This is a genomic window from Paraburkholderia translucens, from assembly GCF_020881035.1.
GTDB classification, from domain to species: domain Bacteria; phylum Pseudomonadota; class Gammaproteobacteria; order Burkholderiales; family Burkholderiaceae; genus Paraburkholderia; species Paraburkholderia translucens.
Genome location: NZ_JAJITC010000012.1, coordinates 148,032 through 162,588 on the forward strand (window position 1 = coordinate 148,032; position 14,557 = coordinate 162,588).

The following is a 14,557-nucleotide window of genomic DNA, read 5'->3' on the forward strand; positions in this document are numbered from 1 at the left end:
GCACGCCTCGGCGCTCACTGCCCCGGATTGGGAATATGCCTTGCTGAGCATGCTTCGCAGGCACTCTGACGCGCCTTGTCATGCGGGAGGAAGATCATGTCGATCCGATGTTATGCGCCTTATCGCGGCTGTGATATCGAAGTGCACGTCTCGATGTCCCGGTCGCACTGGCTGGGCGGGAAATATCGTCGTTACCGGGTGTCGTGGACAGTGACGATGCCCGCCAAACCGGCTCGCCAACTTGTCAGCTTTCCGGAACAGTTCGATTTTCTCACCGAGGACGCCGCGTTCAAGTATGGCGAAAACCGGGCGCACACGTACGTCGATTCGGTACTGTCGACGCCGTCGAAGAGACAGCGGATCGGCAACGGCCGCTCAGAAAGGGAGGGCGTATGGAGAGGGAACTGAAACTGCAGGTCGGCCTTGAGCACGTCGGCAGAATCCTCGAGGCACAGGTGCTGGCGGATTGCAAGGACGACGACTTGCCGGAAACATTGCTGACCAGCACCTACTACGACACGCCTGACCTGTCGTTTCGCCAATGCGGCGCGTCGCTTCGCGTGCGCAGTCAAGGGGACAGGACGGTCCAGACCATCAAGCTCGATGGATCGGCGAAAGCGGGCCTCTTCGAGCGCGACGAACTGGAAACCACCGTCGAACGCGATGCGCCGGATCTGACGCTGTTCTATGACGCGATACCGTCCAACAGCGATCTGGGAAAGCTGATTCGAGACGAGGCCAATGTCACCCACCTCGGAGCCATCTTCGTCACCCGGATTCGCCGCACCATTGTGCCGTTGAACTTGCAATCCGGAGAAGAAATCGAGTTTGCAATCGACGAAGGCGACATCGAAGCCGAAACGGGCTCAACGTCCATCGCTGGCGTTGAAATCGAGTTGAAGCAGGGCAAGCCCGGACGTCTCCATGAAATCGCTTTGAACTTGTTGGACACAGTGCCGCTTCGTTTCGACTACATGAGCAAGGCCGATCGCGGCTACGAATTGCTCGTGCAAAAGCACGAGACGGCCGTCAAGGCACGGCCTGTCGCGCTTCGAAAACGCGATAGCGTCGAAGATGCGTTCTGCCAGATTGCGCGCAATTGTCTCGATCAGGTTCACGCGAACGAACGCGGCGTGGTGTCCGGACACGATCCATCGAGCGTGCATCAGATGCGTGTGGGACTCAGGCGCCTGCGTTCAGCGCTCGACCTGTTCGAGAAGGTCATTCCCGCCTATCCGGGGCTTCAGGACGAATTGCGCTGGATCGCATCCGAACTCGGAGATTCGCGAGACTGGGAAGTGCTGACCAGATTGACTCTCGAGCCGGCATTCGCTGAAACGGACCACGAGGAAGAACGAGGCACTGTGGAAGGCGCGTGCGCTCGGATCACCACGGAAAAGCGTTCGCAAGCCGCCGCCGCCGTCGATTCCGTTCGCTATACGCGCCTCATGCTTCAGCTAACGGAATGGCTCGACGGCAAGGGCTGGCGCGACGGCTTGTCCTCGAAGGAGCGCGAGACCGTGCAAAAGCGGATGAAGCCGTTCGCCTCCGAGATCGAGCGCCGCAGGCACAGCAAGTTGCTCAAACGCGGTAAACGCCTGGCTGATCTCGATGATCGCCGTCGCCATCGCGCGCGCATTGCTGCCAAGAAGCTGCGCTACGCATCGGAGTTTTTCGCCTCGCTGTTCCCAAACTCCGCGGTCAGGCATTACGTGCAAGCACTCAGCGAGCTTCAGGACGATCTCGGCTGGCGTAACGATGTCGTGGTCGCCGACCGGCTGTTAGGTTCGCTGCCACGCACGCATCCCGATACCGCGGCGGGTGCCGCTTTCGCGCGGGGGTACTGGGCGTCGCGCGTCGCGGCCGACCATGACGCAATGAAAAAACTCTGGAAGCGATTCAGGTCTCTTTCTCCACCGCAATAGCGATTCATTCGCGGCGACGCGGGCTCGATGCCTGGCATCGCCGCGATCCTGGCCCTCCACTTAGCGCCGTGCGACGCCCATGACCAGCGTTACGATAAAAATAATCAGGAAGACAAGGAAAAGGATCTTTGCGATGCTTGCCGCTCCCGCAGCGATACCACCGAATCCGAACACAGCGGCAATGATCGCGATGATAAAAAATACCAGGGCATAGTAAAGCATGTGACCTCCGCCTTTGAATGATTCCGCGCCGGGCAGCGCAGATGCATTTCACTGAGCAACAGCCGGGCCCACTCGCGCGAGGCGAAGAGACACTCCTCGATCGCCGGCTCCCGATTCGACTGTTCCCGCGCTGGCGGCTCACGGGGCCGACTCGACGCTCGCCCCCGCGCCCGCCTGCGGCAGCGGCTGCTGACTCGCCGCGATCCGCGCGCGGAAATAACGCGCGGTGCGCAGCAGTCCTTCGTCGAGCGAGGTGTCCGGTCGCCAGCCGAGCAGCCTCGTCGCCGCCGAAATGTCGGGCTGCCGATGCCACGGATCGTCGGCCGGCAGCGGCCGCGTTTCGAGCGGCGACGTGGAGCCCGTCAGCGCGACGATGCGCATCGCGATCTCGCGCATCGATACTTCGTGCGGGTTGCCGAGATTGACGGGGCCGCCCGGATCGTCGGCGCAGTTCATCAGCAGAATGAACGCGCCAACCATGTCGTCGACATAGCAGAACGAACGCGTTTGCGTGCCGTCGCCATAGAGGGTCAGCGGTTCGCCGCGCAGCGCCTGCATCATGAAGTTCGACACCACGCGGCCATCGGCCGGATGCATGCGCGGACCATACGTGTTGAAGATACGCGCGATGCGGATCGACAGGCCGTGCTGGCGGTGATAGTCCATGAACAAGGTTTCGGCGCAGCGCTTGCCTTCGTCGTAGCACGAGCGCGGACCGATCGGATTCACGTGACCCCAGTAGTCCTCCCTTTGCGGATGCACGAGCGCATCGCCATACACTTCGCTCGTCGATGCCTGGAAAATCCGCGCTTTGACGCGCTTGGCGAGCCCGAGCATGTTGATCGCGCCGTGCACGCTGGTTTTCGTGGTTTGCACCGGATCGTGCTGGTAGTGAATCGGCGACGCGGGGCACGCGAGGTTATAAATCTGGTCGACTTCCACATACAGCGGGAAGGTCACGTCGTGACGCATCAGCTCGAAGTTCGCGCAGTCGAGCAGATGCGCGATATTGTCTTTGCTGCCGGTGTAGAAGTTGTCGACGCACAGCACGTCGTGTCCCTGCGCGACCAGCCTCTCGCACAGATGCGAGCCGAGAAAGCCGGCGCCGCCGGTGACCAGGATGCGCTTGCGGGTGAGTTCTTTCATGGTGCTTGATCCTCTGTTTGGACCGGCTGAGCATGGTTCACGCGGTGACCTGCAGCAGCGCGTCGTGCCAGTCCTGCGCAAAGCGCTCGATATGAAAGCGCTCCAGGGCGGTGCGCCGCGCGCCGTCGCCGAGCCGCCGTGCTTCGCCCGGATCGCGCAGCAGCTCGTGCATCGCGTCGACGAGCGCATCGACGTCGGTATGCACGAAGCCGTTCTCGCCGTTGCGGATCACGGTGGCGAGCTCGGTCGTCGCGAGACCGACGATCGGCATGCCGATCGTCATGGCTTCGATGATCGCGAGGCCAAGACTGGTCCAGCGGATCGGATTGAAAAACAGCCGGTAGCGTGCGCTGAATGCGGCCAGATCCAGATTGCCGATTTCGCCGATTCCGCCAAGCCGCTGGGCGTCCATGCCGACCAGATCGAGCGGCACGCGGGTACGCGCTTCGTTGAAGATATCGGCGCCGAGGCGGCGTCCGCGCTGCGCGAGATGATTGACGACCACGATGCCGCGCTCCAGTTCGCCGCTGTAACGCACGCCGTCGGGCACCACGACACCGTGTTCGATCACGCGAGTCGGTGTGACGCCGCTGTCCCACATCAGGCGGTTGAAGTGGGTGACGTGAACCAGCAGCGTGCCGGGATCGTCGACCCAATGCCATTGCTCGAACGCATTCTCCTGCGGCGGATCGTGTTCGACATAGATGCGCGGCAGCCGCCGCTGCGCGGCGCTCAGCACGTGCTCGCGATCATGTTCCCAGTGTGTGCGGTGCTGGTACAGCACCACGTCGAACTCGTGATTAGCGACGTCGTCGCGCGCGATTTCGTGCACGTTGTCGCCCCACGGCAGTACCCCTACCTTGCCCGCGTAACCGGGCGGATGTCCGGGTTTCGTCACCAGATAGAAGTCGTGCGGCGCCTGGCTCAGGTAATACAGGTAGTTGCCGTGCACGTGCCAGGTCAGCACGCGTAGCCGGCGGCAGTTACGCAGCATGGTGCAGCCCCTCAATAGACAGCGCAACGGTGCCCGTGTGCAAGCTGCCGCGCGCGCCGGGTTGCGCGCCGGGCGCGCGCGCGAGCTGCTCGCGTGCGGTCTCGACCACCTGAACTACGCCGACGTTCAGCGCGCACGGATGACCGTACGGGCAGTCGCGGAACATGCAAGGGCGGCACGCTGGATAGTCGGCCAGCACGCGATGCCGCGCATGATCGAGCGGCGCCCAGCGTCGCGTGTCGCTGCCGCATGCGATCACGACCGACGCGGTCGCCATTGCCGCGGCGATGTGCGATATGCCGGTGTCATTGCAGACCACGAGCCGCGCATGCGCGACCAGCGCTGCGAGGCCGCCGAGCGAAGTCGCGCCCGCCAGATGCACTGCGGGCGCGCTCATCGCGCCGAGCACCGCGCAGGTCAACGGCGCTTCGGCGGCCGTGCCGGTGATCGCGATCTGCCAGCCGTGCGCGGCGAGGTGATCGGCGACGGCCGCGAAGCGCTCTGCCGGCCAGCGACGCGACGGCAATTGCGAGCCCGGGTGAACCAGCACGAGCCGCTCGCTTTCGATGCCGTGCCGTGCGCGCAGCGCACTGTACTCGTCGATGTCCTGCGCGGTAAGCGGGAACGTCAGGCGACTGTCACGCGCCGGTGCGCCGAGCGCGTTCATCAGCGCCAGATAACGCTCGGGCTCGGGCAACGTGTCGGGCCACGCGATGAACGAGCCTGCGCGCGGCGCTTCGTCCGGCTGCACGAAGCCGGCTGCAGCGCGCGCACCGAATTGCTGCAGCAGATCGTTGGCGATGCCGCCGCTGCCGTGCAGCTGGATCGCGAGATCGAAACGCCGGTCGCGCATCTGCGCGAAGAAGGCGGGCAAGCCATCGTCCGATTCGCGCTGCTCTGGAAAGCCGGGCGCGCCGGGAAACACGATCAGCTCGTCGACGAGCGCCGCGTAGCGCTCGACGAACGCGCGTGCCCACGGCAGTCCGATCAACGCGATATGCGCATGCGGCGCGGCCGCACGCAGCGCGCGCAATGCGGGGACCGCGCACAGCATGTCACCGAGCTGCAGCGCGCGAAAGACGACGATACGGCGCGGCGCGAGCGCCGCCAGCAACGATGGTTCGGTCATGGAAAGAACACCCTGAAACGGATGGCGCCATAGAGCCGCCAGAAGATCGACAGAAACGGAATCGGGATCGATGTCAATATCATCTCGGCGACGTGCCGCCAGCCGTGGTTGCGCCCGCGCAGACGCAGCGCGCAGAAGTAGCCGGTCAATACGCACCACGCGAGCGAGCTCACGCCCACCAGCATCGGGAGGTCCGCGAACGCGCCGCCAAGCGCGAGCAATGCCGCGGCGAGAATCGCATAGTAGAGGAGCGGTGGCCGCGAACGGATGCGCGTTCTAAACAGTTCGGGGTGCTTGCGATAGAGCAGCGCATCGAACTGGCTCTTTCTCTGCTGCCCGATGCTGACGCCCCAGCGCGCCGGCCGCACCGGATGCACCACCACCGCGTCGCGGGCTCGCACGATCCTGCCGCCCGCGGTCAGCAGCGTGAACTGGAGGTCCGAATCCTCGCGCCACGCTGAAGTGAAGCGTTCGTCGAAGCCGCCGGTCGCGGCGAGCGCAGCGCGCGTGACGAATGCGTTCGCGGTCGCGAATTCGGCTTGCGCGAGCCCGCTCGCGTCCGCTTCGTAGTCGGTGGGCAGATCGGGCAAGCTGGGCAGCGGCACGAGGATCGTGCCGGCGGCCGCCGCGGCGCCATGCTCGAGCGCCGCGACGCCGGCGCTCAGCCAGTGCGGATCGGGCAGTGTGTCGTCGTCGGTGAACGCGATCAGCGAGGCACGCGCGTACTGCCAGCCCGCGTTGCGCGCGCCGGCTGGCCCTTGGGTGCGCGTGACCGGCAGGTAGTGCACCTCCAGGCCGCGCGGCGCCTGCTCGCGCGCAAACCGTTCGACGCAGGCGCGCGTGGCTGCGTCTGGGCCGTCGTCGCAGATCACGATCTCGTAGCGGTGCGGCGCGAACTGCTGGGCGCACAGCGCGGCGAGACAGTTCGCGAGCGTCGCGGCGCGCCGGTAGGTGGGCACGACCACCGACACGTCGGGCCATGACGGCGAGCGCAGCGTGCGCCCCGTTTCTTCGGCATCCTCGCTACTGTAGCGCGCGGCCACGCCGCCGTGCAGTGGCGCCGGACACATGGCCCATGCGTTCATGCGCCGCCTCCCGCTTTGTCGACGAGGAACGGGCCGATCACGAGGGCATCGAGCGGCGAGGTCCAGAACGACTCGACCGCGTCACGCGGCGAATTCACCATCGGCTCGCCGCGCGTGTTGAACGACGTGTTGACGAGAATCGGCACGCCGGTGCGCTGCCTGAAAGCGGCCAGCAGGTCGTAGTACAGCGGGTGTTGCGCGCGGTTGATCGTCTGCACCCGCGCGGTGCCGTCCACATGGCGTACGGCCGGAATGCGCGCGGCCTTGTCGGCGCGCACGTCGAACACGAACAGCATGAACGGCGCGCTTTGGCCATTGACGAACCATTCATTGGCTTCCTCCTCCATCACGACCGGCGCGACCGGACGGAAGTCCTCGCGATCCTTGATCTCGTTGAGCTTCGCCTGCATCTTCGGATCGACCGGCGACGCGAGGATCGAGCGCGCACCGAGCGCGCGCGGCCCGAATTCGGTGCGGCCCTGATACCAGCCGATCACCTTGCCTTGCGCGAGCAGATCGGCGCTCTCGCCGGCGATGTCGGCGAGGCGCCGGTACGGCACTTTCGACCAGCGCAGAAACTGCTCGATTTCCGCTTCGCTGTATTCCGGTCCGAGATAGGCGTGATCCATTTTCCAGTGACGCTTGCGCTCACCGCGCGCGGCACGCTCGCGATCGTCGGTCCACAGTGCCGCGCCGAGCGCGGTGCCGGCGTCGCCGGCCGCCGGTTGCACCCAGACTTCGCTGAACGGCCCCGCGTCGCGCACCCTGGAGTTCATCACGCAGTTCAGCGCGACGCCGCCCGCCATGCAGAGCCGGCTCAAGCCGGTCTGCCTGTGCAGCCAGTGCGTCAGTTCGAGTACGGTCTCCTCGAGCACGCGCTGCAACGAATTGGCGATATCGAAGTGGCGTTGCTCGAGCGGGCCGCCGCGTTCGCGCGCGGGACCGAACCGTTCGGTCAGGCGCGGCGCGTCGACGGTATAGCTGCCGTCCCGCCGATAGCGCACGATCTGGCGAAACTCGTCGACATAAGCCGGTTTGCCGAACGACGCGAGCGCCATCACCTTGTACTCGTCCGACGAGTGCAGGAAGCCGAGCCAGTCGGTTACCGCTTCGTAGAGCAGTCCGAGCGAGTGCGGCAGCTCGACCTGCTTCAGGCGCTTGTATTCGCCGCCGGCGAACTGCCCCATGCTGGTCGTCACCCCTTCGCCGCGGCCGTCCATCGTCAGCACGGCGGTGTCCTCGAACGGCGCGGCGAGAAATGCGCTCGCTTCGTGCGCGAGATGGTGCTCGACGAAGTGCCATGCAAAGCCGTGCTCGCGGTCCACGCCCTGGAAGCGCTTGCGCAGATGATGCGGCGCGCCGTCGAGCAACTGGCCCTTGGCGTTGGCGATATAGCTGAGAAAGAGCGGATCCCACGGCGACGCCGACGGATCGGCCGGACGCGTGCCGGCGGGGTCGAACGGCAGCTCGATCGTGGCGCCGGGCTTTTTCGGCATGCCGCCGAACAGCGTCGGGTCGTACGAGTAAGCGACGTGATCGACGTCGGCGAGCGTGATGCCGGCCGCTTTCAGGCAGTAGTCGATCGCGTCGAACGGGAGCTGCCACGTCGAGAACGGCACGGGGCGTTTCGCGTGTTTGACGTGCGTGAAGCGTTCGTCTTCGGCGGCGGCGAGCACGACGCCGTCACGCAGCAGCGCGGCCGCGCTGTCGTGATAGACCGCATTGATTCCGAGTGTGTACATGGCGTTCGCAGAGAATGGGTTCAGGGGACCGCTGGCTGATCCGTCAGCGACGGCGCGTTCGCGCTAGCGATGCAACCCGGCGCATTCGCATGCACGCGCCGCAATTCCAGTGCCGCCTGCACGACCTCGTCGCTCGGCACGCCGAGCAGACAGGCGTGATGCCCGTGCGGACACACGCTGCGATAGCACCAGCGGCACTCGACGTCGCGATACAGCACGCGTGCCTGTGTCTGCCACGGCGTGTGCTGAGGGTTGGTCAGCGCGTACAGATCGACGACCGGCGTGCCGAGCGCCGATGCGAGATGCACGGGGCCGCTATTGTTCGAGACGAGCACGCTCGCGCGTTCGAGCAGCGCGGCGAGCTCGGCGAGCGTCAGCGCACCGCTCAGGTCGTAGAGCTGCGCACGCACGGCTGGCCCGCTCGCGTGCATCACGGTCTCGACCAGAGCTCGCTCGCTTGCGCTGCCGGTCACGAGCACGGCCGCGCCGGTTTCCCGAGCGAGCCGTGCCGCGACTTCGCCGAAGCGCTCGGGCGGATAGCGGCGCGACGCGGCGCTCGCACCCGGATGCAGCACGATGCACTCGGTATGGCGGGCGAGGCCGAGCGTCCTTAGTTGCGCATCGAGCGAATGGCGCGCGGCGGGCGGCACGCGAAAGCGCATCCCGGTGTCGTCCGTCTGCGCGCCGACGTGCCGCACCAGGTCCAACTGGCGTTGCACCTCGTGCCGCATGCGCTGCTGCGGCTCCGGTTCGCGCAGCCAGTCGGTCAGCAAGGCGTACGGATTTTCGCGGCAATGCGCGAGGCGCCGCGGAATCCCCGCGAGATAGCACAGCATCGCGGCGGGCAACGGGCTCTGGCTATACACGGTGAAGATCACCGCGGCGTCGAAGCGGCCGCGCCGCAGCCGCTGCTGCATCCGTTGATCGTCGAGCAGGCCGTGCGCCGCGCTCGACGCTTGCGCGACCCACGGCGCGTCGTATTCGATTACCTGATCGATGTCGTCGAGAAATGGCGCGAGCGCGACGCCGCTGCGCGAGGTCAGCAGCGTGAGATGGCGATCCCGGGCGGACGCGCGCAGCGCGTGCAGCGCGGGCGTCGTCATCAGCACGTCGCCGAGATTGTCGAGGCGCACGCACAGAATCCGCTTGACCTCCGCGCCCCAGCACGCTGGCAGCGACGTGTCGGGCACGCGCGCGTGAGCCAGTTCAGGCGGCGCAAGCGGCAGTGGCGCGTTCATCGCGGCGCCTCCCTTGCTCGCACCGCGGTACCCGGTGGCAGACCGTGCAACACCACGAGTTGCGCGGCCTCGCGCAGATCGGCCGCGCGCGCGCCCGGCGCGCGCCGCGGGCCGCTTCGCCATTCGGTCTCGTGGCCGTTGTCGAGCAGGATCGTCCGACAGCCGGCGCGATTGCCCGCTTCGACGTCGTCGAGAATGTCGCCGATGAACCAGCTACGTCCGAGATCGAGCTCATGCTCTTGCGCTGCGCGCAGCAGCATGCCGGGCGCCGGTTTGCGGCAATCGCAGGCGATCGCATAGCGCGCGACGCTGCCCTCGGGATGATGCGGGCACCAGTACACGCCGGCGAGTGTGGCGCCGCACTCGGCGAACATTTGCCGCAGGCGGCGTTCGACGCCGCACAGCGCTCCGTCTTCGAACTTGCCGAGCGCGACGCCGGCCTGATTGGTGATGACGAACAGCGCATACGGGTAGGCGGCGAGCAGCGCGAGCGCTTCGCGCGCGCCCGGCGCGAATCGCATCAGCGCGGGATCGGCGTTGTAGGGCACGTCTTCGAGCAGCGTGCCGTCCTTGTCGATGAACACAGCAGGTTGCCTCATGATGGTTCGTGGCATGCGCGAACTTCGGTCAAATGTCGAAAAAAGCGCGCCGCAGCCGCTGGACCGACCGCGGCGCGTTTCAACTGCGCGCACCGTTCGCGTTCGCGCGGCGCGCGCCGTCGTCAACGGAACGACGCTCCGGCCACTGCGCGCAGCGGCGCCCGCGCCGGTTCGGACGCGGCGTCGAGCGATGTTTGGGCCGGCACGAGCCGCGCCGCGCGCGCATAGACTTGCGCGAGCGCTTCGCTGACGCCGCGCCAGGTGAAGCTGGTGCGCGCGCGTTCGAGCCCCGCTTCGCCCATCTGTCTCGCGCGCGCCGGGTCGCGCCGCAGGAGGTCGAGGCGCGCGGCGAGCGCGTACGGATCGCGCGGCGGCACGAGAAAGCCCGTTACGCCATCGATCACCGAATAGCGGATGCCGCCGACATCGGCGCCGACTACGGGCGTCGCGCAGGCCATCGCTTCGATCGGCGTGATGCCGAACGGCTCGTACCACGGCGTCGTCACGAACACGTCGGCAGCGCTGTAGAAGTAGCGCAGCCACGCGCGGCCGCGCCGGCCGACGAAGCAGGTCTCGTCAGCGACACCGCATTCGCGTGCGATCCCGCGCAAGCGCGCGATCTCCGGAGTCGCGATTTCATTGGGCGCGTCCGAATTGCCGCCGACCACGTACAGTCGCGCGGCCGCATCGAACCGGTGCTTCAGCACGCCGACGCCGCGCACGACGTTGTCGATGCCCTTGCGCTGCACGAGCCGGCCCAGCTGCAGCGCGATGAAGTCGTGCTGACGCCAGCCAAGCGCATCGCGCGCGAATGCGCGCTCGACGGGCCTGAACTCCTGCGCATCGAAACCGCACGGCACGATCTCGATGCGCGCCGGATCGGCGCGATAGTGTTCGAGCAGATCGGCCTCGTCCTGCGGGCATTCGGCGACGACGACATCCGAGCGCGCGACCAGCTCGTCTTCGATGGCGAAGCGCTCGTCGGGGAAGCCGTCGTCCGCGCCCTGATGGATGCGCCGCACACGGCCCAGCGCGTGGAAGGTCGTGGCCAGCGGGATGCCGAGGACAGCCTTCACCCGGAGCGCGGCGAGGCCCGACATGAAAAAGTTCGCGTGCATTACGTCGTAGGGCAGCGCTTCGCGGCGAAAGAACGCGATCAGATAGTCGGCGAACTCGTTCATGAAGGGCAGTAGCCGCTCCTTCGGCAATTGCCGCGGCGGTCCGGCGGGCACGTGAATCACGCGCGCGCCGTCCATCTCGACGCACTCGGGCAGCAGTGCGCGATCGCGGCGCGTGAACACGTCGACCTGATGGCCCATTTCCACCAGCTGACGGGCGACGTTCGCGACGTAGATGTTTTGCCCGCCGCTATCGACGCCACCGGCGACAGCGAGTGGCGACGCGTGGTCACTGATCAAGGCGATCTTCATTGGCACTCCTTCCTGAGGTGCGCGGTCCTGTACATCGAGGATGGTTCACCGGCGCCGAGCATTCGCTGTGCCATTCGTCTCATGCGGCGCGGGCAAGCGCCGCAGAGCGCGGGCCGGCGGGAGAAGCGCTGTTGCGTGCCCCATTTTCACGGGGCAAGAAGCGCTGTGGCGTTCCCTGTTTCTACAAACGGCGATGTAACTTCGCGCCGCGCGCGCGGCATCGGTACTACGATGAGTGCAGGGATTGTCCGGAGGAATGCCGATCGCGGAAGGGAGTAGACCGGTATCGATCGGCCGTTTTTACAGCGGCGTCTGGCGCGCCGCTTGCTTGCCGTCGCTCCTTCGAGAAGTCTCTGCCGACCGCGTCACGACCCAGGATCTCATGCCGAATTCTGCCCAGGTGCCTCGCTCCGAACTGACTCGCCGGATCTTTTCCGACCTCGCGCAAGCGGTATGGCGTTATCGCGGGCAGACCATCGGGGCGCTCGTGCTGATGATCGCCGCGCGGCTCTCGACGGTGCTGGTGCCGCTCACGCTCAAGCACATCGTCGACGAGCTCGGCCATCCGCCCGAGCATTTGGTGTTTCCGGTATTCCTCGTGCTCGCCTATGCGCTGCTGCGCTTTTTCGGCGACGCGCTCAACGAGGCGCGCGACGTCGTGTTCAGCATCGTCGTGCAGCGTACGGTCGCGGCGCTGACCGAGCGGACCTTCGCGCACCTGCATCGGCTCAGCGCGCGCTTTCACGCGCGGCGCGAGACCGGCGCGATCGTGCGCGACGTGCAGAAAGGCGCTGACGGTATCGGTTTTCTGCTCGGCACTGCACTGTTTACGATCGTGCCGACGCTGTTCGAGATCGTGGTGATCGTCGCGATCATGGTGCACAACTACGCGCGCGAATTCATGTTCGCGATCGTCGCGACCTTCGTGCTGTACGCGGGCTATACGTTCGTGTTCACGCGGCGGCGCGTCGCGTTCCAGCGCGCGGTCAATCTGCTGGAGGCGCAGTCAGACGGGCGGCTCGTCGATAGTCTGCTGAACTACGACACGGTCAAGTACTTCGCGACCGAACACAACGAAACTCAACGGCTCAGCGACGTGCTGGAGAAGTGGGTGCACGCGCGGATCGCCAACCAGCACGCGTTGACCGCCTTGCACGTAGGACAGAGCGGGGTGATCGCGCTCGGGGTGGCGGCGGTGATGCTGCTGGCCGCCGAGCACGTGGTGGCCGGCACCATGAGCGTCGGCGACCTGATTCTGGTGAACGCGTACCTGATCCAGATCTGCATGCCGTTGAACACGCTCGGCTTCGTGTTTCGCGAGACCAACGACGCGCTCGTCAACGTCGAGCGGATGTTCGTGATCCTGGCGGCGCGCGGCCGCGTCGGCGAGGATATCGACGCGCGCGACGCGCAGCCGCTGAAGGTCGGCGCGGGCCTGATCGAGTTCGAGCATGTCGACTTCGGCTATGATGCCGCGCGCCAGGTGTTGCGCGACGTCGATTTCCGCGCGTATCCGGGCAAGACGCTCGCGGTGGTCGGCGGCAGCGGCTCGGGCAAATCGACGCTCGTGAAGCTGCTGTTCCGGCTGTATAGGCCCGAGGGCGGCACGATCCGCATCGACGGGCAGGACATCAGCCTGGTCACGCAGCGCAGTCTGCGCGAGGCGATCGGCATCGTGCCGCAGGACACCGTGCTGTTCAATGAAACGATCGCCTACAACATTGCCTACGGACGTGCGTCGGCGACGCGCGCGGACGTCGTTCGGGCAGCCCGGGCCGCGCAGCTCGACGAGTTCATCGAGCGCTTGCCGGACCATTACGACACGCGCGTCGGCGAGCGCGGCGTGCGGCTGTCGGGCGGCGAGCGGCAGCGCATCGCGATTGCCCGCGCGATTCTGAAGGACCCGCGCATCATCGTGTTCGACGAGGCGACCTCGGCGCTCGACACGCGCTCGGAGCGCGCGATCCAGACCGAGCTCACACGCCTCGCGCAAGGCCGCACGTCGATCGTGATTGCGCACCGGCTTTCCACCGTCGTCGACGCGGACTGGATTCTGGTGATGGAGCACGGGCAGGTGGTGGAGCAGGGCACGCATCGCGAACTGCTCTCACGCGAGGGCATGTACGCGAAGATGTGGTCGCTGCAATGGCAGCAGGGCGAACTCGAACACGCGCAGCGCCGGCTGACCGCGCGATCGGTCAGCGTCAGCGCATTGACGGCCGGTGTGATCGACGCGCTGCACGACGAGATCGCCGAGCAAGGGGTGGTGGTCTACGCGGAGCCGACCGGCAACGAGCTGCGCGTGACGGGCGACCCGAGCGTGCTGCAACCGCTGATCGCCGAGCTGTGCCGCAACGAGCTCGCACAGGCGAGCCGCGGGCAGCGCATCGCATTGCGCGCGCAACGTCACGGCAATCATGTGTGGATCAGCGTGCTCGGCATGGGGGACAAGCCCGCCGAATTGTCGCAGGCAACGGCGCGGCATATGGAAAGCGCGCTGGCGGCCGCGGGCGGCGGCTTCACGCTGATGCCGGTGGATGGGCGGCTCGCCTATGTGGCGATGCTGCCGCTGCGGCCGGTCGCGGAGGCGCAGGCGCCGGTGAGGGCGCTGCCGGCGGCGGATGCGGGCGAGCCCGCTGCGCTCGACGGCGTCTTCGTCATCGCGATCGACGATCAGGAAGAAGCGCGCGACGCGCTCGAAGCGGTGCTGAGCGCGAACGGCGCGCGCGTGCGGCTGTTCGCGGCGGGTGCCGAAGCGCTGGACTGGCTGCGGGCGACCGACCCGGCGCAATGGCCGCAGGTGCTGCTTTGCGATCTGGTGCTGGCGGGCGAAGATGGCTACGACGTGTTGCGCCGCTTGCGCGAGCTGGAGGGCGAGCAGCCCTCGTCGCCGCGCCGGCCTTTGCCCGCCATCGCGCTGACCGGCTACGCCGAAGCACTCGACGAAACGCGCACGCACGGCGCACGCTTCGACGCGCATCTACACAAGCCCGTGCCGCCCGAAGAACTGATCGCCGCGATCGGACGCCTCGTGCGTGTTTGAGGTC

At 66.6% G+C, this 14,557-nt stretch carries 11 protein-coding genes; 2 read left to right on the forward strand and 9 right to left on the reverse strand.

The features are described 5' to 3' along the window. Positions 1–392: 392 nt before the first annotated feature. Positions 393–1,925, forward strand: coding sequence for a CYTH and CHAD domain-containing protein (locus LJ655_RS21705; protein ID WP_268991635.1), 1,533 nt, complete (start codon positions 393–395; stop codon positions 1,923–1,925). Between the two features lie 60 nt (positions 1,926–1,985). On the opposite strand, the gene LJ655_RS21710 is transcribed toward LJ655_RS21705, so the two are convergent. The 9 genes from LJ655_RS21710 to LJ655_RS21750 all read right to left on the reverse strand — a co-directional run bounded on the left by LJ655_RS21710 (position 1,986) and on the right by LJ655_RS21750 (position 11,510). After that, on the reverse strand, positions 1,986–2,147 hold the full coding sequence (locus LJ655_RS21710) for a DUF1328 domain-containing protein (RefSeq protein WP_230563273.1): 162 nt from the start codon (positions 2,145–2,147) through the stop codon (positions 1,986–1,988). A gap of 138 nt (positions 2,148–2,285) precedes the next feature. Then, the gene (locus LJ655_RS21715; protein WP_230563274.1) at positions 2,286–3,293 is read right to left on the reverse strand and encodes a UDP-glucuronic acid decarboxylase family protein; all 1,008 of its coding nucleotides are present in this window, start codon (positions 3,291–3,293) and stop codon (positions 2,286–2,288) included. Between the two features lie 37 nt (positions 3,294–3,330). Further along, positions 3,331–4,287, reverse strand: coding sequence for a glycosyltransferase family 4 protein (locus LJ655_RS21720; RefSeq protein WP_230563275.1), 957 nt, complete (start codon positions 4,285–4,287; stop codon positions 3,331–3,333). Then, entirely contained in the window at positions 4,277–5,416 is a 1,140-nt protein-coding gene (locus tag LJ655_RS21725) for a glycosyltransferase family 9 protein (RefSeq protein ID WP_230563276.1), read from the reverse strand. The genes LJ655_RS21720 and LJ655_RS21725 overlap by 11 nt, the downstream gene beginning before the upstream one ends. Beyond that, complete coding sequence (locus tag LJ655_RS21730; protein ID WP_230563277.1) at positions 5,413–6,501, reverse strand: glycosyltransferase family 2 protein; 1,089 nt, start codon at positions 6,499–6,501, stop codon at positions 5,413–5,415. The genes LJ655_RS21725 and LJ655_RS21730 overlap by 4 nt, the downstream gene beginning before the upstream one ends. Further along, on the reverse strand, positions 6,498–8,243 hold the full coding sequence (locus LJ655_RS21735; RefSeq protein WP_230563278.1) for a carbamoyltransferase family protein: 1,746 nt from the start codon (positions 8,241–8,243) through the stop codon (positions 6,498–6,500). The genes LJ655_RS21730 and LJ655_RS21735 overlap by 4 nt, the downstream gene beginning before the upstream one ends. Positions 8,244–8,263: 20 nt before the next feature. Continuing rightward, positions 8,264–9,481, reverse strand: coding sequence for a lipopolysaccharide heptosyltransferase II (gene waaF / locus LJ655_RS21740; protein ID WP_230563279.1), 1,218 nt, complete (start codon positions 9,479–9,481; stop codon positions 8,264–8,266). Next, entirely contained in the window at positions 9,478–10,080 is a 603-nt protein-coding gene (locus tag LJ655_RS21745; RefSeq protein WP_230563280.1) for a D-glycero-alpha-D-manno-heptose-1,7-bisphosphate 7-phosphatase, read from the reverse strand. The genes waaF and LJ655_RS21745 overlap by 4 nt, the downstream gene beginning before the upstream one ends. Positions 10,081–10,202: 122 nt before the next feature. Next, a complete protein-coding gene (locus tag LJ655_RS21750; RefSeq protein ID WP_230563281.1) occupies positions 10,203–11,510 on the reverse strand; it encodes a glycosyltransferase family 4 protein in 1,308 nt (435 codons plus the stop codon). Positions 11,511–11,892: 382 nt separating this feature from the next. Here LJ655_RS21750 and LJ655_RS21755 point away from each other — a divergent pair, with 382 nt between their 5' ends. Next, positions 11,893–14,553, forward strand: a complete 2,661-nt coding sequence (locus LJ655_RS21755; RefSeq protein WP_230563282.1) for an ATP-binding cassette domain-containing protein — start codon at positions 11,893–11,895, stop codon at positions 14,551–14,553. Positions 14,554–14,557: the final 4 nt, after the last annotated feature.

Excerpts from the sequence above, each read along its gene's own strand:
- LJ655_RS21705 (WP_268991635.1), top strand. The coding sequence starts at position 393 with ATGGAGAGGGAACTGAAACTGCAGGTCGGCCTTGAGCACGTCGGCAGA.
- LJ655_RS21710 (WP_230563273.1), bottom strand. The coding sequence starts at position 2,147 with ATGCTTTACTATGCCCTGGTATTTTTTATCATCGCGATCATTGCCGCT.
- LJ655_RS21715 (WP_230563274.1), bottom strand. The coding sequence starts at position 3,293 with ATGAAAGAACTCACCCGCAAGCGCATCCTGGTCACCGGCGGCGCCGGC.
- LJ655_RS21720 (WP_230563275.1), bottom strand. The coding sequence starts at position 4,287 with ATGCTGCGTAACTGCCGCCGGCTACGCGTGCTGACCTGGCACGTGCAC.
- LJ655_RS21725 (WP_230563276.1), bottom strand. The coding sequence starts at position 5,416 with ATGACCGAACCATCGTTGCTGGCGGCGCTCGCGCCGCGCCGTATCGTC.
- LJ655_RS21730 (WP_230563277.1), bottom strand. The coding sequence starts at position 6,501 with ATGAACGCATGGGCCATGTGTCCGGCGCCACTGCACGGCGGCGTGGCC.
- LJ655_RS21735 (WP_230563278.1), bottom strand. The coding sequence starts at position 8,243 with ATGTACACACTCGGAATCAATGCGGTCTATCACGACAGCGCGGCCGCG.
- waaF (WP_230563279.1), bottom strand. The coding sequence starts at position 9,481 with ATGAACGCGCCACTGCCGCTTGCGCCGCCTGAACTGGCTCACGCGCGC.
- LJ655_RS21745 (WP_230563280.1), bottom strand. The coding sequence starts at position 10,080 with ATGAGGCAACCTGCTGTGTTCATCGACAAGGACGGCACGCTGCTCGAA.
- LJ655_RS21750 (WP_230563281.1), bottom strand. The coding sequence starts at position 11,510 with ATGAAGATCGCCTTGATCAGTGACCACGCGTCGCCACTCGCTGTCGCC.
- LJ655_RS21755 (WP_230563282.1), top strand. The coding sequence starts at position 11,893 with ATGCCGAATTCTGCCCAGGTGCCTCGCTCCGAACTGACTCGCCGGATC.